Here is a 17,332-nt window from a genome sequence, read left to right as displayed (position 1 = left end):
CTTACTGAATATAGACCTATTATAGTGAGTGTTTACTCACTTGTCAAGAAAAAAGTTGAAATTCTTTAAAAAATAAAGCACCAGATTCGTATCTGATGTTTATAATGCACATATCTTATTTCTAAAAATGTTTTTGAACTTCCTCTCTATACTCCGAAATGGTCTTTTCTGTCCACTTTTTAAAGGCCTATTTCCCCTCTACTTTTCTCGGCTAATCCAACCATCGTCATTGCTATCGCAACTCTAATGACCTTGGTAATGGGAATTCATTTTACTCATTTTTATATGAAACAGACTAAGAAATTTTCAAGACCTAATTGAAACCAAATTAGCCCTTGGAAGTCAAAAAATCCTCGAACTCTACGCTGACCGTCTAGCAGAATCAGACCAAATGCGGCATGGCATTTCTAAGAATTCGGTTAAGGGACGTAACCTACAAGCTGCTTACGTGGATGGATTTACTTTGAGAGATTTCTTCGCCTTCAACCAAGGACTAAATAAAATGGGTGACCAAGCACTTCCTTTTAAAATTCACCCTGAACATTTTGTATTTGCTGGAGTTCACGGTGGACAGGAAGTGAGGAGTTGATTGGAGAGTACGGTCAACCAACTTATCAAAAAATCTTTATCAGTCTAGATACTGAAAAAACAGGCGTTCCGGATGCCGATACAAAAATTTCTATGGCAGGTGATACTGCTACTCTCATGTCCGATACAAGCCTTGATATCAAGATGTATGGTATGCATCAGTTCAAGATGAAAAAAGGTGGACTCCGCATCAAATTAGGCGTCTTTTCCCCAGAAGCAACCCCAAGCTAGATGGAGCTCGGTCACCAAGAACACCTAGCAGTTGAATTTTTCAATTCCCTCACAATCGCCTACCAAAACAAAACATTTAAGGGAAAACTACTCAATACCTTCTTAAAATTCAAGAAATTTAAGTAAACAACAACGGATGACTGAACAATTTAGCCTTTGAAAGCTACGATTATAAAATCCCTCGTAACATATCAATTTATCACCCATATAAAAAGATAGCCATTCTAATTGAATGCTATCCTTTTTTGTTTATCCTCGTCCGCCAGGTGCTGGACCGCCAGAACCTCCATTCGGACCTCCGCCTCCAGGCATAGAATTGACAATATCTGTTTGTTTTTCGCCGTTGATGTAGATATTCCCACCTGTGTAAGTTGCTGTTCCATCAAAGTCAAAGCCTGATTGTCCTATCAATTTAATGGTTCCACCGGTAACCGTGATATTCCCGTTTGAGTCAACTGGATCTGTGTCACCTTGACCGACTTCTACAGTTAGATTTCCACCTGTCATAGTAAAGTAAATATCACTTTGCTGGGCATTTTTATTGGCTGCATTGACTCCATCATCTGTCGAGTAGACATTGATATCGCCACCATTGATCGTAATGGATCTCCCTTCAATTCCTTCAGTCGCATTCTTGACTGTGTAAGTACCGCTATCAATCACTAGGTTGCCAGAAGCGTGAATGCCATCATCCCCTGCTGTGACTGTTATGGTATTGTTAGCTAAATACATATTTCCAACAGTCATATCGTCATCATTATCAACTTTAACGCCATCTTCCTTAGCATCGATGGTCATGGTTGTACCAGTGATGTTGAGTTCATCATTGACATTAAAGGCATCGCCAACTGATGTGATGTTAAAGGTACCACCCGTGATGTGAAGCCTATCATTTGCCTTGATAGCATTGCTTTTCTTTCCATCTACAGTGAGAGTTCCTGAGCCATTGATGGTCAAATCAACCTTAGAAAAGAGAGCGGCATTTGCCTTTTCATCACTGTTAGAGCTTGAGTCAGAGAGACTGTTGGTGGTTCCCTCTGCCAGAGTCAAGTAGACATGACCAGCTGACGTCGCAGAAATTGCTGCATTGGTATTAGTCATGGTCGCACCTTTTAGGACTAGATGAACATCTGCCGACTTATCTGCCTCGACCTTGATTTGCACTCCGTCAGACTGACCTGAAATCACATAGGTCCCAGATTTTGTGATGGTCACTGTTGATCCAGAGACTGTCACCCCATCTCCAGAGACGTTTGCTGATGAGCCAGATAACTCAATCTTAGAAGCTGTACTTTCATCATAAGAAGTATCATAGTCCTTCTCAGTAAAATAGGAAGATTGACTGTTTTTAGTTAAAGTTGTAATAGCAGTGGTATCTGCCGCTGCAGTTGTACTTGACTTGGTCGTTGACTGCCCACAAGCTGCCAGCAAGGTCAGAGCTGTTAAACTGGTTAAGATTAGGGTCCATTTTTTTGATTTCATAGCTGTTTCCTCTCCTTCATTTAGCTTGGGTTTAGTTTACAGGGGGAGTCTGAAAAAAATCTAAACTTTTTCTGAAAGTTTTCTTAAGTTCAGTTTCAGTTAAGGTATCTTTAACAAAAGTTTTAGGAAAGTTCCCTAGACTAATTACAAGCAAGTTTAACTTGCCCAGGCACACATATCTTCTAATAAGATAGTGTACTGAAACATTCTGATAAAGGAGACAGGATTTATGAAACCAATTGAAACAAGCTTTAAACGAATTGAAACCAAATATATCGTTACCAAGACTGACTTGGATGACTTAATAGAAGACTTAAAAACATACCTCGTCGAGGATGATTATCCAACTTCTACCATTTCTAATATCTACTTTGATACAGAGCAATTTGATATGATTCAAGATGATAGCCAAGGTACTAAGCGTAAAGAAAAGATTCGGATGCGAACCTATCTCAGTCAAGTCCAGCCTGATAGTCAGGTATTTTTAGAAATCAAATCCAAGGACAGAACTGGTGTCGGACGAAAATATCGTCTCTTGTCGACTCCCCATTCTATCACCCAGTTTATGACCAAAGGACAGCTGGATAACAGCATCAAGGATCAAATGATAATTGAAAAAATTCAGCAACTCCAAGAGGAATATCAGCAAGCCATCATCCCTCGTATGTATATCTACTACGACCGCTTTTCTCTCAAGGAAAAGAAAGAAATTAGCGGATTTCCCTACAATAAAATTCGTGTTACCATTGATCAAAATCTAACTTATCGTGATAATAATGTCAGTTTATTTTCAGGAAAGGACGGCTTCCCTCTACTAAACGAGGACATTGTCATCATGGAAATCAAAGCGCCGGGTAGAAAACCCCAGTGGCTACAAAATATTCTCGACCAATATGGACTGATAGAGCAGAAATTTTCAAAATACAGCTGCGCCTACCACAAGTCTCAGGGGAGGGACTATAGCCCACGACCAAGCACAGAAAGTGTAGGTACTACTTATGTCTAATCTTTTTAATTCTATTTTCAACGATACAACTGCCACTGCAGACCCTATCCAGCTCTTTCTAGCTCTCTTTGTCAGCCTGATTTTAGGTTTGACGCTGACCTGGGCCTACAAACACCGTACCCTCTATACACGGGAATTTGCGGTCAGTTTGACCCTACTCCCCTGCTTGATGACCTTGGTCATCTTTCTGGTAAATGGCAGCCTAGGAACCTCTATCGCCGTTGCAGGAACTTTTAGCCTCATTCGTTTTCGTTCAGCTACCAGTGGTTCACGGGAACTAATTGCTATTTTCCTTGCCATGATTATCGGGCTAGCAGCAGGGACAGGCTACCTAGCTCTAGCTATTCTCTTCACTGTCTTTATCTTAGCAGTATGGCTTCTTTTAGAGAAGCAACAAAGCAAGAGCAATCATCAACGTCGCAGGCTATTGACCATCACAATTGCGAACCAAGAAAAGCAACTTCAAACTATCCAATCTGGACTATCACAATTCTGTACTGAGTTAGACCTCATCTCGATTGATACTAGCAATGATGGAAAACAAGTCACCACTGTCTACGAAGTGGATTTCAAGGCTCAAACAGACGATTTTCAAATCATCCATTACCTCACTAAAGAACAGGATACTTATCAGGTTTCCCTGACCAAAAATGCCAAAAAGAGAAAAAATTTATAGAACTTCTTGCGTAAAATCTATAACAAATCTAGGTAAACACTCAATAGTAAGAAGAAAAAGTCAATCTGATTTATGATAAAAGGCATCATATCAAATGTTTCAAAAACGTTGATATGATGCCTTTTTCTTATCTTAAAAATTTTTTCCCAATCGCTTTATTTCACAGGTATTTCCTTAATCACGCGCGCAGGATTACCCGCTAGGACAACATTGTCACCGAAGGACTTGGTAATTACGGACCCTGCTCCAGCAACGACATTATTTCCAAGTGTCACTCCAGGAAGGACAATGACACCACCTCCAGCCCAGAAATTGTCACCGATGGTAATGGGCTTTCCGTATTCCACACCTGAATTACGTTCCTGCGGGTCCAATGGATGGAGGGGAGTCAAGAACTGACAGTTGGGACCAATCATAGCATTGTCTCCAATGCGAATAGGGCAAACATCCAGCATGGTCAAGTTCCAATTAGAATAAAAATTTTCCCCTAGATGAATATTGACCCCATAATCAACCACCAGGCGTGGACTGACAAAGATATTTTGTCCAGTCGAGCCGAACCAAGCCTTGATGATTTCGACTCCCTTCAAGGGATCTTCTTCCTTGTTAAAGGCAGACTGTTTTTGGCGAGAAGCCTGAGCCAAGGCCCGCAATTCTGGGTCCGATGGACGGTAAACCTCTCCCGCTATCATTTTCTGGTATTCACTGGTCATTGTATTCTTCTCCTTGTTCCCTACTATCATATCAAATTTTCTACATATCTGACTAGGATAAGGGGTGCTTTCTACAGTTTATGCTCTGATTTTCATCACAGCCTGTCTATCTTGCTAAACGAATACGGGTCACGATTCCATCTGGGTCTGTGATTTCCAACTGGCTCGATGTCAGCCATTTGATTGGTGCATCAACTTCTTGTGCTCGCTGGGCAATCGTTAACAGTTCTTCTTTATGTGCGACTTCGATAACATAATAAGCCAAACCTGGCAAGTCTTGCTTACGCAGAGCCAGACCTTTTCCTCCCCATTCATTGACTGCTAAATGATGATGGTAGTCTCCATCTGCAATCCAACTAGCGCTAGGCACACTGAATTTATCCTCTAGTCCTAACACCTTTTGATAAAACTGGCTGGACTTTCGACTATCCTTGACGGACAGATGGATATGCCCCATTCTCGTACCTTCTGCTAGGATAAAGGGCTCTACTCTTTCCCCCAACTCATAGATATCCTTTGCCGCAAGGGCCTCCGTCACTCCGATAATGCGTCCATCTTCTCGAATATCCCATGTGGAAACCGGCTTATCTCGATAGAGTTCAATGCCATTTCCCTCCAAATCCTCCAAATAAAGGGCCTCACTGTAACCGTGGTCTGCACCGCCGACAAGAGAAATCTGTAAATCTGTCAGGTGTTTTAAGACATCTGCCAAAGCCTTGCGTGTCGGCAAAAGAATAGCCAGATGGTAAAGACCATAATGTTCCCTTACTTCATCGCTCTCTTGCGCTTGAATCAAGTGTACCAAGGCTTTTCCTCCAAGTCCCAGAATGACCTCTGTCTCAGTTTGAGATAAGATTTCTAAACCAATAACTTGCTGATAAAAGGCTGTTTGACTCGCCAAATCCTTTACATTCAAAACTGCCTCTGCCAAATAAATGTGGCTCTTGTATTCATAGGTCATAAATGGTTCTCTTCTCTCGTTGTAATTCTTTTCATTACAACCATTATATAATTCCCACCAAGAAAGTCAAGCCAAACAACTTATAGATTATGATTCTGTAATCTTGTCTATATGGGATTAGAACGAGAAAATCTACAGAGAATTGACAATAAAACCACCGAAAATTTTTAACCAATGCTATGATAACTCTCATCTCAATCCCAAAAAGAAAAGGAGCGGATATGATATCCTACTCCTTTTTCTTGTCAGAAAATCTAATTAGAATTAGTCTTCTTTTTTCTTGCGAGCAACAAGTCCAAATCCGCTCAATACTCCAAGAAGTCCAAGTGCTGCTAGGCGAGCATTGTCTTCTGTACCAGTATTTGGAAGTTCAGCTTGCTCTGTTTGAGATAACTCTTCCCCAGATTCTGAGTATTTCCCATAAGATGACTTGTCCTCTTCTTGGGCAACCGCTTCATCTTGATGAGAACCTTCTTGTTTTGTAGGTTCATCAATCTTAACAGAATTTGACTGAAGGTATTCTTGATCCTGTGGTTTCGTTACATCATCACCTATTACCTCAGTATACAAATGGGTAACAATGCCATCTTTTTCATGGGTCATTGTATATCGATATTTCTTACCATTTTTCGATATGATATCAGATTTAGGAGCCAATTTACCAATTTGAATTGGAATAAGTTCTTCATTTGATCCAATAATAATATGACGAGTAATCAATAATGGAGCTACAGGATGAATCGCTGGTTCACCCTTCTCACTTACAACTCCTTCTGGCAATTCTGGCTGTACTTCTGGTTCACCCTTCTCGCTTACAACTCCTTCTGGTAATTCTGGCTGTACTTCTGGTTCACCCTTCTCGCTTACAACTCCTTCTGGTAATTCTGGTCGTACTTCTGGTTCGCCCTTCTCGCTTACAACTCCTTCTGGTAATTCCGGCTGTACTTCTGGTTCACCTTTTTCACTAAAGAATTCTACAAAGTCATAAATAACTGTTTTTTCATTTTCATCAACTGTACCTATTTCAGGCGCTGAAGTAGCACGATGTCCTTTGTAAATATAGCTTTTTCCGTCCTTTTTGATGACCGTATATGCTTCTGGAGGAATTGAAGTGTAAGAATCTCCAATGGATGCTTCTTTCGTTAACTGTTTCTCCATCGCTATTTCGGTATTCGTTCCTTCAATCATGTATTTTTCGAAGATATTTCCAGCTGTAGCTAATTTGTAAACATAGGTAATTTCAGTAGTTCCTGATGCAACTTTTCCTGTCTCAGCCGGAGAGCCAGTTTTCAGTCCTACTAGTTTATATTTTTTACCATCTTTGGTTATTTCTTGTAGTTTTAGTGCTGACGCATCATAGGAAACTTCTTTATTTATTGTCGTTGGTGTTCCAACAACAACTTTTTTATCATCCTTATCCAGGTAATATTTTTCTTCTGTAGAAGATACAACTGCATCTTTTACAACATCTGTACTTTCTTTAATAGAAGTTCCATCCGCTAATTCATACTTAACAATGACACTACCTTTACTTTCAGTAGTTTCTGTTTCTTCCTTAGCATAGATGTTTTTGACCTTTGTTAACTCTTCACTAACGTGATAAGCACGTGTTGGTTGATACAAATTGTAATAATGAATTTCTGTAATTAATGGTCCTGATACATAAGCATATTGATCATATTTTGTTGGTGAAGCTACTCTATATGTAACGCCATCTTTTGTATATTCTTTATATAGTTGTCCTATTCCATACTGATACTTACTGTGGTCACCAGAATATCTACCTTCTCTAGACCCTGCTGTATATGCAAGATATTTTTTGTTTGAATTTTCTGTCTCATTTTCATTGCTTGTATAATTTTCATCCTCGTCTTTATTCCCTAATTTATAATCAACATTTACTTCAAATACATTTTTTACAAAGTTTGCATCACTAGGTACTTCATTTACATATTGAATATTTTTATGAGATTCTTTAAATTTTTCTACATTTGCTTTTTCTTCTTCATAATTACTAGTGTCTTTAAATTCTTCAATATTCCCAATAAATTTTGGCTCTATTTTATCCCTAGTATTATCCCAATTAGTTTTAATCGGTCCTTCTCCAAATTTTTCTTTTAAGATTGAGATATATTTATCAATATCACTGTACTCTTTAAAGTCACCATTTGTTCTGATATAACCATGGAATGTCTCATACGCCGTATAAATAGGTCTATTTTGTTTATCTACTAGATGCTCATTTATTAATTGTTTTTTGTATAATTCTTCCCAAGTTTCTTCTTTTTGATTCAGACGTTTGTTTACAATAGTTTGTTCTTGTTCTTTAGCAAGATCTTCTAATTCATCATATAATAATCCATTCAGTCCCTCATACAGTGATTTTTCATTAAAAAATACTCCTGCTGTATATGCTGCTTGTTCTGTTGCTGTTGATGCTGCTCCTAGTTTTAACGCAACTTCATTTTTCTCAACTACTAAGATTGTATCCCCTTCTTTTATTCCACCTTCAGAATTTATGTTTTCTTTTGTGAAAGCTTTGGCGTTCTCTTCTCCTTTTTTAAAAGTTTCTACTACCCAAGAGTCATCTGAGGTTGACGTTTTTGTCGCTAAGACATATTTTCCGTACTGATTTTCAGATGTTTCTGAAACAAGCCAAACTCGACTACCTTCTTTAATATTATTATAGCGAATACTTCCATCTTCATTATGCAAATTTCCAGGATTTGCATGAACAGTTATATCATTAAATGTAGTTTCATTTGAAGTACCTTCATGTTTTTCTAATTTTGTATCAATTTTATGATATTTATTTCCATCTTTTTCTATAATTTCATCTTCTTTTTTTAGCTTGTTTAATACTTCTTCATTTAAACTAGTAATTTTTCCTTCATAGCGTTTTCCAAAAAGTCCACGAATTTTATAATTTAGAGTTGAACTAGAAATACTCTTATTATTTTCATTAATATTCAAATCAACTTCTTCTTTAAGAATTTCGCCTTCTTTTGTTACAAATGATACTCTAGTGTCTTTGAACGTATCTGTTCCTTGTTTTTTTACGTTTCTATCCTCTACCTCTTTCAAATCTTCATTAACAGTTTCTTCGAATTGTTTATGCTTTTTCTCATACCAGTTTTCATCCCCATGCAGTCGTCCACCACCTTCCGTCCTCTCAAACACATGCATTTTCGGCATTGTATAACTACCCACACCATTACTCAATGTTTCCATTTTCACATTATCTTTTGCAGGTGTTACTGTAGTTTCATTAGCTGTATTTGTAGTTTCTTCAGCCAATACCGGACTAGCTCCAACAACCATCATCCCTAATAAAACTGATGCTGCACCAATCCCTTTATATTTACGTAATGAATATTTTTGAATTGTATCTTTTTTCATAAGGTCTTTTCTCTTTTATTTCTTTCTACTCATTATAAAAATTTATACTAACTATACTAGTATATCACTCTTAGTTTCCTTTATCAAACAATTATACATAAAGGAAATTAAAAAAATAGATAATAAGATATCCAATAAAATCTCATTATCTATTTCATTTTTAGGCGTTCATGAGTGATAAATATCTCTTAGAAACTTGTTCTTTTGAATATCGATTCACAAACTTACTTGTATTTTCTAGCTCGATTTCTTTATCAGTCTCATATAAACACTTGATAAGATGCGCTAACTCCTCTGGTGTATCATATAAGCAAATATCTGAGTTCTTAGATGCATAATATTGATGAGCAATTTCAACATTAGAAAGCAAGGGAATCAATCCAAAACTCATGGCTTCAACGCAGGCATTGGCAAATAATTCCTTTTGGGAAGTTGAAATATAGCCATCATGTTCCCAATACGGTACCTCATCTACATATCCAATAACATGAATGGTAGATGGCAAAGTCGGATACTCTTTCTTCAATTTTTCAATATCTCCACCATATAAGAATACCTCTACAGGTAGGCCTTCTTGTTCTAACTTCCTAAAGGCTTCTATAATCCATTCTACCCTTTTTACCTTACTCATATTCCCTACATAACAATAGGAACTAGGCTTTCTTCTTTGCAATACTGCTGAGGAAACTTGAGGTGCAAAAATCGGTGGCATAAATTGTGCGTGATACCCTAAATCTTGCAAGATTGATGTTAATACTTCTGACGCTACTAAATATCTAGTTTTTCTTCTTAGATTATGAGCTGGATTTAGCAATACATTATCATGGATATATTCCCAATAGAGACGGTTTGTATTTTCTACAAAGCGCCATAATTTGGGAGTCACCACGTTATGTTGATCTCGAATTAAGATGTCTTTCTTATCTGTAAGACTGATTAATACCTGAATCAATAAGTCTTCATAGGTTAACCATTCTCCATCTTTATAATATAAATAATTGTCCTCCATCATATAAATGGGACTTGGTTCTTCTCTTGGCTTATAGTACCGTGCCCGCATCGCTGTCGAACCATCTCGATTTAACCATTCCAGTTCTTCTTTTTTATTTTTCTTTAAATATAATCCTGAAGTAAAATATAGGGTTTCGTCTTCTAATTCAATGCTAGCCACAAATCCATTAATCACAGTCATTTTTCCATTAGGATACCTATCAATCATATCAGAAGGGTATACACTTAATTCATCATGACCAATATCTGATTGATAATGGCTTACACTCACTAATTCATCCCTTTGGAAGCCTATTTGTTCATAGCCTGCCTTCCAATCGGGTCGAACTTGAGGATGGGTTAAAATATATAGATGTCCCCAACCCAAATAATCTGCAATTTTCTTTCTGGATAATTGGGAAGATTCAAATCCATATTTTCTAACCTCTCTTTGCCAGAGCCCTGGATGTATTGTAACCATTTTAGTCATAACAATCTCCTATCATATACGGTAACCTTCGCGACTCATTTATCTGTACTTGTTTGTCAGAAAGATTTACTAATCTGAATTATATCATATGAATCATACTTTTACTAGATTCTATCAATATACTTAACATCTACTTAATACCCCAATAAAAAATCCAAGCTAGTGCATGGATTTACATTTCCTAATATATATATACGCTACCAGCCAAGTGAAACCCTTTCAAACTGACAACCCAAGCGTCGCAATTCTTTTTGACGGTCCTCATAGTAGGGGAGAGAAATACCTGTGATGGTCACATGGGGCAGGTCTTTAAGGTGCAGGCTGACGGATGAGGTAAAATGATAGACCTGAACGAACTCGTATTCTTGAAAGAGTTGGGCTAGGACATCTTCAAAGATCAGCTCCGTCTCCAAGTAAGTCACGTTTGGAATAGTGAAGGTTTCCTTGGGATGAGGCAGATAGAGGTCAATGGCTAAGGCCTTGGCATAGGTACTAATAAAGCGGATGGAGATCTGATCATCCTCTTCAGAGAACTTTTGCCCCAACAGGACCTTGACCGTCTTACCATTTAAGACGGGTGCTTGGGGCAGGTCAAAAAAATGCTCCAGATAAACTAGCTTTTCTCTAGCCACGACATGGTAGTCACTGCGATAGAGGGTATAGTGCTTTTCTGTCCGCTCAATCAAATCATCTCTAGTCAAGCCCAAAGGCCCCACCTGACTGGGTTGAAGAGGGAGGGCATACATTCCCAAAGGGTAAATATCTGCATAGCCATCATCGAAACTCATGAGGTGCTGGTAATTTGAACTAGCAACCAAGTCCAGAATCAAGCTATTGTCAAAGCTAGCATAAAAGATGGTGTCATAGTCGCCGGCAAGCTCCTGACAAATCTGAGCCAAGTCCTCTGTCGTCTGAGGATAATGAACATGGTCAAAATCCTTTGCATAATGCTCCTGACGGGCATTTTTGACAGGACTGACATAAAGGCTGACAAAGTCCTGATTAGGATAGAGCCCCTTGATATGCTGGGCAATCTTGGCCTGCAAGGGCGTTGTGGCAATGATGAGGTGTTTCATCTCTTTGATTCTCCTAGGTGGTGATGTTGCAGCAAGGTCTCAACGACTTCAAAGTCCAAGGCATCGTCGATATCATAAGAATAGAGTTTGGGCATTTCATAGGCTACTGTCTTATCTGTGTAAAAGGTCTCATCTCGTAGGTAAAGGTCCTTGCGAGAAATCCAAATACTACCGTTGGGATAGTAATAGACAGGCTCTTTCTGCCGAGCATAGTGCTTGGAAACCTGAGGCGGACGGATAAATGACGACTCCACTAACTGCAAGTAAAGACTACGACTCTTGTCTGCCTTAACACAGGAAATCAGATGGTCGGCCCCAGACTGACAGTAGAGTTGATAGGACTCGACGAGGTGCTCCACCTCTCTCAAGGGTGAGGTCACCTGTAGATTCACAAAGACCTGCTCTTCCTCAAAGGGCTGTAAAAAGTCGTGTAAGGTTTCTAAACTAGAGGTTGTCGTCAAGGCCAATTCTTTTGGTCTGTGGACACAACGAATCTCTGGATAGGCTTGTCGACAGAGTTCTAGATAGGCTAGTGAGTCTGAGGAAACCCAGATGTCACTAAATAGCTTGGAGGCTAGAGCAACTTCTATGGTATAGAAAACCAAAGGTTTGCCTGCAAGCGGTTTGATATTTTTATCCACTAAGCCCCGTGAACCCGAACGGATCAAAATGACAGCTATGGGTTTAGATTTTGCTTTCATATAGTCTTCCTTTGGTTTTCTATTGTATTGGACCAGTGAGAAAAGCTAGATTGATCAACTTACAACATCCTATAAGTTCCTATCTAGTAGTTCGCGATAGCATTGGGTCACTGTCCCTAGTGAATAGTGAGATGCTAGGGCGATATTTTCTGCATTTGACTGGCTATAGTCTGCTTGCTCCATCTCTTCTATCATTTGGAGCAGCTCTGATTTGGTTTTAAACAAGTTGATAGCATTGGACTGGCTAGCATAGAAACGATGAGCGATATCCACATCCGATAATAAGGCTAACAAACCTTGATTCAAGGCTTCAACACAGGCATTAGCAAATAACTCTGTGTAACTTGCAGACAGATAGCATTGGTGGAGATGATAAGGCACTTCGTTAACGATACCTTTAAAGTGAATGGTTGGCGGAAGATCATATTGATTCTGTAATTCTGCTAGACGTTCCTCTGAGCCGCCATAAAAGGTAATCTTGGCCTTAGAACCACGTTTATAGAGTTCGATAAAGGCTTCAATGACAAGTTCAACGTTCTTGCCTTCTCTCATATGACCCACTAGGCAATAGTCCAAAACAGGTCCGATTTTTCTTAGCTGACCCAATTTTTCTGTAAACATTGGTGGTAAAAACTTGGTGTCATACCCTTGTTTCGCCAAAGTATCAGTCAACACTTCACTGGCGACTAGATATTTGTTTGCCTTGCGCAGATTGGCGAGGTGTAAGTCTCGCATGACATTTTCATGGACGACTTCATAATAATTTTTATCCGTATTTTCCATATAACGCCAGAGACTGGGTTTGGGTACGATTTGTTGATCACGGATAAAGAGGTCGGTTTGCTGGGCCCATCTGGCTAAGAACTTAACCAGCAAGTCCTCTTCAGAACGGATTTCTCCTCCTATGCGGTAGATGTATTCTGGGTAAAATAGTAACAGGAGAGGGTTCTTTGAAGGGATCGATAGACTTGGGTACTCTCAAAACCATAGCGATGGATTTCCTTGACTGGATGAAAGGAAAAACCACCCTCACAAAAAGGCGAGGGTGGTTCATCCGTTACAATGCTTGGGGATTTCCTAGCAAGTTCCCCCTCAAAAGGACTTTATGCTATTCTATCACAAAGACTGACCATCTGCAAGATAGACTGGATTAGACAGGATAGCTTGGGGGAGTTTTCTTATTGTTTATAAATCGATTCTCTGAAATCATCTGTGCTACGTAGGTAGGCATTGTAGATTTTTTGTTTACAACTTTCAAGAAAATAGAGAAGGCAAACTAGCCTTCCCAATTTTAAGGTTATATCATTTTACAACTTCGTTATAAAAAGCTATTGAAACAGACTATTTATTCACTAGTTGCCTAGTTTACCCATTCACCATTTCCATTTACTTTATAACCGTCTGGTGTTGTTGTGCTGACTGCTAAAGCTCCTGAGCCATATGCATAGTACCAGTATTGGCCAACTTTAAACCAACCTGTCTTCATGATACCAGACGCATCAAGGTAGTACCAGACTCCATTTTCTTTGAGCCAGCCTGTCTTCATAGCTCCTGAGCCATCAAAGTAGAACCATCTATTTCCGTCTGTACCCCAGCCTGTAAACATAGCACCTGAGCTACTCAAGTAATACCAGCTACCATCTACTTTTACAAATCCAGTTTGCATGACACCTAGGTCATCCAAGTAGTACCATTTTCCATCCGTTTTCACCCAGCCTGTCTTCAGATCACCAGACTCATAGAAATACCATTTTCCATTAGATTGCACCCAACCAGATTGGTCTGAACTAGAAGTTCTAAATTCTTTCAGCGCTTTTTCTACAACGACTGCTTTACTTTTAACTGTTGAAAGGTTTGAGGAGGTCACTTCTGTATACTGAATAGCAGGACCATATCCACCAGCCAATTCCTCTGAAGAAGCATCATCACCTAAAGCTAGAGAAATCGTTGCTACTTTCTGAGAACTAGCTGCATTTTTAAAAGCAGCGAGCCCCACATAGGTAAATTTAGAATTGATCAAAGCCTCATAATAACCTGTAAATTCTTTAGATGTTCCACCCTTCTTTTTCGCTACATAATTTGCCTTCTCAGCATGCCAATTTTCAATTGCTTTTAGAAAACCTTCATAGTTCACATCTAAAGCTTCTCCTCTTATACTATTACTAGATGGAAAAGCAGTCCAGATTTCTTTCGTAGAAAGACGCTCAGATTTCAGAGTTACTGACACCTCAGTAGCTCGTACAAAAGCAGTTTTCTCAAGATCAGTAGACCATTTGATAGGAACATACTTATCTACCAAACCTTCATCAGCTGCTTCCTTACGAATCTTATTAATCGCATCCAAAATAGTTTGTTTATTTGGGGTTAAAAATTCTCCCTTAATCCCAACCAAAACATTGCCACTAGAGGGATTTAGCACTTCTGAGCTCAAGACATTTTCATTTCTACCATCTGCAGATTGTGTTGCCACCAATCTGTCATTTGCAAAAACATCATTTGTCAAAACTGCTCCAGCTAAAGTCAAAGCCAAGGCGCTAGCAAATACAATTTTCTTCATTTTTTCTCCTTTTATCCTTTAGATAGGACAGGTATTTTCAATATTAAATTATATCATATTTTCCTACTCTTTGCCCATTTCTACTAATGTTATAAGACAAATGCTATTTACCCGAAAAGTAGAAATTCCTATCCTTTTATTTCACAACAAGCTCATAACGTGTCTTGCTTGTAAAGGTTTGACCGGCTTTAAGAATGACTTGGTCTTTGAGGTCGCTGTGAATGGCATCTGGTAAAACCTGCGCTTCAAGGGCAATCCCATTGTGCTGTACCATGGGCTGACCTCCTATGATGACACTCTCATCCACAAAGTTTGCTGTGTAGACTACAAAACAAGGAGCCTCTGTCTTGAAAAGCAGAAAGCGACCTGAATTTTGGTCATAAAGAAAACCAGCATTGTCATGACCCGCAGGAAGAGCGAATGGATGATCCAAACCAGATACCAGTTGGATTTGCTCATCTTCTTCTGCAAAGATGTCTTTCAATAAGGCACCATTGTAGATGTGTTTGACCACAACACGAGTAGCATCTGGAGTTTTGGCAGGAACACCGTCGGGAGCGATTGGGTAAATGCCCTCTGTATTTAGTTGGAAGACATGACGGTCAATCGTCTGCGTAAAATCACCAGACAAGTTGAAGTAGCTGTGATTAGTTGGATTAACCAGCGTATCCTGATCTGTCGTTACCTTGTAGCTGATTTCGTAGGCACCAGTTTCTTCTAAGTGGTAACTGATCCAAATCTTGAGATTTCCAGGAAATCCTCCTGTCCCATCTGTACGCTCTGTGTAGAGGGTCAGACCATGGTCGCTCACTTCAACTAGTTCAAACAAGCTCGAATCCCAACCTGTTGAGCCACTGTGGTTGCAGTTGCTAGCATTGTTGACTTCAAGGTCATAAGTCTTGCCATTAAGCTCAAAGGTCGCACCTGCAATACGGCCTGCCACAGGACCTACGCTAGCTCCATGCTTAGGACTATTGCCTACATAGCTATCAAAGTCATCAAATCCCAAGATAACATTGGCAAAATTTCCAGCCTTGTCAGGTGTGACATAGCGCAAGATGGTCGCACCATAAGTCATAACCTCAAGCTGGTAGCCACCGTCCGTCTCAAATCGATAGGCCAAGACATCCTTGCCCTCAACATTTCCAAATACACGCTCTGTGTATGCTTTCATTCTCTTCTCCTTTTACTATTTCTCTCAAGCAAACAAACCATAGAAAGCACCTTGACAATCTATGGTTTGCCTGATGATATACAAATCCTCTTGTCAAGAATTCATAAACACTGTCTTACTTTTGATATTCGTGGATGATAACACCTTGTACCACACGGTTTACTGTACCTGTAGGAGACGGTGTATCTGGTTTATTTTCTACCTTGAGTGAAGTTAATAGGGCAAAGAGTTGGGCATAAACGATGTAAGGGAAGACACGGTAAATATCATTCAAGATACCGCCACAACCAAGGGCCACTTCTTTGACATTTTCAAGACCAAAGGCTTGATCACTCAAAAGCACAACACGACGAGCAATCTGATCACCAGCAACTTCACGAACCAAGTCCAAATCATACTTACGAGTGTAGTCTGTCGTTGTACCAAAGACCAAGACAACTGTATCTTCGTTGATAAGAGATTTTGGACCGTGACGGAAGCCGACTGGGCTTTCATACATAGTCGCAACTTGACCAGCAGTCAGTTCCAAAATCTTGAGCTGAGCTTCATGAGCAAGACCGAAAAAAGGACCAGCTCCTAGATAGATGACACGGTTAAAGTCTAAATCAACAAGTTCTTTGACATCTTCTGCATTGTCTAGAACTTTACGGGCAAGACTAGATACAACTTCAAAACGTTCAGCTTTCACAGCAAATTCTGTAGGATCAAAAACCAAGAGAGCTGTCAACATCATAGACGTAAAGCTAGAAGTCATAGCAAATCCAGCATCATTGGAAGCAGCTGGTTGCAAAAGCAAAAGATTGCGTTCATCTCCATGAGCTTGAAGAGCCAGTTTACCATCTGCTGCACAAGTAATCGTCACTTGATAAAGCTCATCCACCAAGGCTTTGGCCAAATCAACAGTCGCCACACTTTCAGGCGAGTTCCCACTACGAGCAAAGGATACAAGTACAGTTGTCACATCTTTTTTCAAATAAGTTTCTGGATTGGCAACGATATCTGTTGTCGCAATAGCATTGAAATTCCATTTGCGTTCGTCATAGACTTCCTTAAAGTAAGGTACCAAGGTATCTCCCACATAAGCAGAAGTCCCCGCACCTGTAAAGATAACCTTGATATAGTCATGTTTATCAGCAATCCCTTGCAGGAAGGCTGCAATTTCTTCACGTTTTGCTTGATAAGATTCAAAAGCTTCTTTCCATACATCAGGCTGTTGGTAGATTTCACGTGTAGTGATTTCTGCACCCAATTCGAGCAAGTCTTCTTTTGTATAATGTAGCATTGATTC

Annotated in this window: 15 protein-coding genes and 1 pseudogene; 5 read left to right on the top strand and 11 right to left on the bottom strand. The window is 39.4% G+C overall.

Going from position 1 to position 17,332, the window contains the following annotated elements; genetic code table 11:
• Positions 1–198: 198 nt before the first annotated feature.
• From TZ90_RS10650 to TZ90_RS00385, 3 genes and pseudogenes are all read left to right on the top strand, one after another.
• A pseudogene (locus TZ90_RS10650) lies at positions 199–321 on the top strand (low temperature requirement protein A); the annotation flags it as partial.
• A 70-nt stretch (positions 322–391) separates the two neighbouring features.
• Positions 392–589, top strand: a complete 198-nt coding sequence (locus TZ90_RS00390; protein WP_001215751.1) for a hypothetical protein — start codon at positions 392–394, stop codon at positions 587–589.
• Positions 586–819: a hypothetical protein gene (locus TZ90_RS00385; RefSeq protein WP_000578911.1), complete on the top strand. Its 234-nt coding sequence runs from the start codon at positions 586–588 to the stop codon at positions 817–819. Before TZ90_RS00390 ends, TZ90_RS00385 begins: the two co-directional genes overlap by 4 nt.
• Before the next feature lie 249 nt (positions 820–1,068).
• Here the strand turns inward: TZ90_RS00385 and TZ90_RS00380 are convergent, their stop codons facing one another.
• Positions 1,069–2,301 carry a carbohydrate-binding domain-containing protein gene (locus tag TZ90_RS00380; RefSeq protein WP_045610855.1) on the bottom strand — a complete coding sequence of 411 codons (1,233 nt, stop codon included), beginning with the start codon at positions 2,299–2,301 and terminating at the stop codon, positions 1,069–1,071.
• A gap of 229 nt (positions 2,302–2,530) precedes the next feature.
• Between TZ90_RS00380 and TZ90_RS00375 the strand changes: the two genes are divergently transcribed.
• Together TZ90_RS00375 and TZ90_RS00370 are read left to right on the top strand one after the other, a co-directional pair.
• Positions 2,531–3,307: a polyphosphate polymerase domain-containing protein gene (locus tag TZ90_RS00375; protein ID WP_045610853.1), complete on the top strand. Its 777-nt coding sequence runs from the start codon at positions 2,531–2,533 to the stop codon at positions 3,305–3,307.
• Entirely contained in the window at positions 3,300–3,983 is a 684-nt protein-coding gene (locus tag TZ90_RS00370) for a DUF4956 domain-containing protein (RefSeq protein ID WP_045610851.1), read from the top strand. Before TZ90_RS00375 ends, TZ90_RS00370 begins: the two co-directional genes overlap by 8 nt.
• A gap of 155 nt (positions 3,984–4,138) precedes the next feature.
• Here TZ90_RS00370 and TZ90_RS00365 read toward each other — a convergent pair whose 3' ends face one another.
• From TZ90_RS00365 to TZ90_RS00315, 10 genes are all read right to left on the bottom strand, one after another.
• The gene (locus tag TZ90_RS00365; protein ID WP_045610850.1) at positions 4,139–4,696 is read right to left on the bottom strand and encodes a sugar O-acetyltransferase; all 558 of its coding nucleotides are present in this window, start codon (positions 4,694–4,696) and stop codon (positions 4,139–4,141) included.
• Positions 4,697–4,802: 106 nt separating this feature from the next.
• Positions 4,803–5,657 carry a VOC family protein gene (locus TZ90_RS00360; RefSeq protein ID WP_000220689.1) on the bottom strand — a complete coding sequence of 285 codons (855 nt, stop codon included), beginning with the start codon at positions 5,655–5,657 and terminating at the stop codon, positions 4,803–4,805.
• A 264-nt stretch (positions 5,658–5,921) separates the two neighbouring features.
• On the bottom strand, positions 5,922–9,056 hold the full coding sequence (locus TZ90_RS10635; protein WP_045610847.1) for a YSIRK-type signal peptide-containing protein: 3,135 nt from the start codon (positions 9,054–9,056) through the stop codon (positions 5,922–5,924).
• A 160-nt stretch (positions 9,057–9,216) separates the two neighbouring features.
• Complete coding sequence (locus tag TZ90_RS00350; RefSeq protein WP_045610845.1) at positions 9,217–10,536, bottom strand: glycosyltransferase; 1,320 nt, start codon at positions 10,534–10,536, stop codon at positions 9,217–9,219.
• Positions 10,537–10,733: 197 nt separating this feature from the next.
• Entirely contained in the window at positions 10,734–11,612 is an 879-nt protein-coding gene (locus tag TZ90_RS00345; RefSeq protein ID WP_045610843.1) for a glycosyltransferase family 52, read from the bottom strand.
• Complete coding sequence (locus tag TZ90_RS00340) at positions 11,609–12,313, bottom strand: acylneuraminate cytidylyltransferase family protein (RefSeq protein WP_045610842.1); 705 nt, start codon at positions 12,311–12,313, stop codon at positions 11,609–11,611. Before TZ90_RS00340 ends, TZ90_RS00345 begins: the two co-directional genes overlap by 4 nt.
• 69 nt (positions 12,314–12,382) lie before the next feature.
• The gene (locus tag TZ90_RS00335) at positions 12,383–13,189 is read right to left on the bottom strand and encodes a glycosyltransferase (RefSeq protein WP_045610840.1); all 807 of its coding nucleotides are present in this window, start codon (positions 13,187–13,189) and stop codon (positions 12,383–12,385) included.
• Positions 13,190–13,673: 484 nt separating this feature from the next.
• The gene (locus TZ90_RS00325) at positions 13,674–14,870 is read right to left on the bottom strand and encodes a CAP domain-containing protein (protein WP_045610838.1); all 1,197 of its coding nucleotides are present in this window, start codon (positions 14,868–14,870) and stop codon (positions 13,674–13,676) included.
• Between the two features lie 136 nt (positions 14,871–15,006).
• The gene (locus TZ90_RS00320) at positions 15,007–16,044 is read right to left on the bottom strand and encodes an aldose epimerase family protein (protein WP_045610837.1); all 1,038 of its coding nucleotides are present in this window, start codon (positions 16,042–16,044) and stop codon (positions 15,007–15,009) included.
• 115 nt (positions 16,045–16,159) lie between these two features.
• Positions 16,160–17,326: an SIS domain-containing protein gene (locus tag TZ90_RS00315; RefSeq protein ID WP_045610835.1), complete on the bottom strand. Its 1,167-nt coding sequence runs from the start codon at positions 17,324–17,326 to the stop codon at positions 16,160–16,162.
• Positions 17,327–17,332: the final 6 nt, after the last annotated feature.

The organism is Streptococcus mitis, from assembly GCF_000960005.1.
Lineage (GTDB): Bacteria > Bacillota > Bacilli > Lactobacillales > Streptococcaceae > Streptococcus > Streptococcus mitis_CK.
This window is presented reverse-complemented; position numbering and strand designations above follow the sequence as displayed.

What these genes read in the sequence shown, in the direction of transcription:
- TZ90_RS00360 (WP_000220689.1), bottom strand. Translation starts at nt 5,657, where the DNA reads ATGACCTATGAATACAAGAGCCACATTTATTTGGCAGAGGCAGTTTTG.
- TZ90_RS00320 (WP_045610837.1), bottom strand. Translation starts at nt 16,044, where the DNA reads ATGAAAGCATACACAGAGCGTGTATTTGGAAATGTTGAGGGCAAGGAT.
- TZ90_RS00370 (WP_045610851.1), top strand. Translation starts at nt 3,300, where the DNA reads ATGTCTAATCTTTTTAATTCTATTTTCAACGATACAACTGCCACTGCA.
- TZ90_RS00365 (WP_045610850.1), bottom strand. Translation starts at nt 4,696, where the DNA reads ATGACCAGTGAATACCAGAAAATGATAGCGGGAGAGGTTTACCGTCCA.
- TZ90_RS10635 (WP_045610847.1), bottom strand. Translation starts at nt 9,056, where the DNA reads ATGAAAAAAGATACAATTCAAAAATATTCATTACGTAAATATAAAGGG.
- TZ90_RS00375 (WP_045610853.1), top strand. Translation starts at nt 2,531, where the DNA reads ATGAAACCAATTGAAACAAGCTTTAAACGAATTGAAACCAAATATATC.
- TZ90_RS00345 (WP_045610843.1), bottom strand. Translation starts at nt 11,612, where the DNA reads ATGAAACACCTCATCATTGCCACAACGCCCTTGCAGGCCAAGATTGCC.
- TZ90_RS00380 (WP_045610855.1), bottom strand. Translation starts at nt 2,301, where the DNA reads ATGAAATCAAAAAAATGGACCCTAATCTTAACCAGTTTAACAGCTCTG.
- TZ90_RS00340 (WP_045610842.1), bottom strand. Translation starts at nt 12,313, where the DNA reads ATGAAAGCAAAATCTAAACCCATAGCTGTCATTTTGATCCGTTCGGGT.
- TZ90_RS00350 (WP_045610845.1), bottom strand. Translation starts at nt 10,536, where the DNA reads ATGACTAAAATGGTTACAATACATCCAGGGCTCTGGCAAAGAGAGGTT.
- TZ90_RS00390 (WP_001215751.1), top strand. Translation starts at nt 392, where the DNA reads ATGCGGCATGGCATTTCTAAGAATTCGGTTAAGGGACGTAACCTACAA.
- TZ90_RS00315 (WP_045610835.1), bottom strand. Translation starts at nt 17,326, where the DNA reads ATGCTACATTATACAAAAGAAGACTTGCTCGAATTGGGTGCAGAAATC.
- TZ90_RS00325 (WP_045610838.1), bottom strand. Translation starts at nt 14,870, where the DNA reads ATGAAGAAAATTGTATTTGCTAGCGCCTTGGCTTTGACTTTAGCTGGA.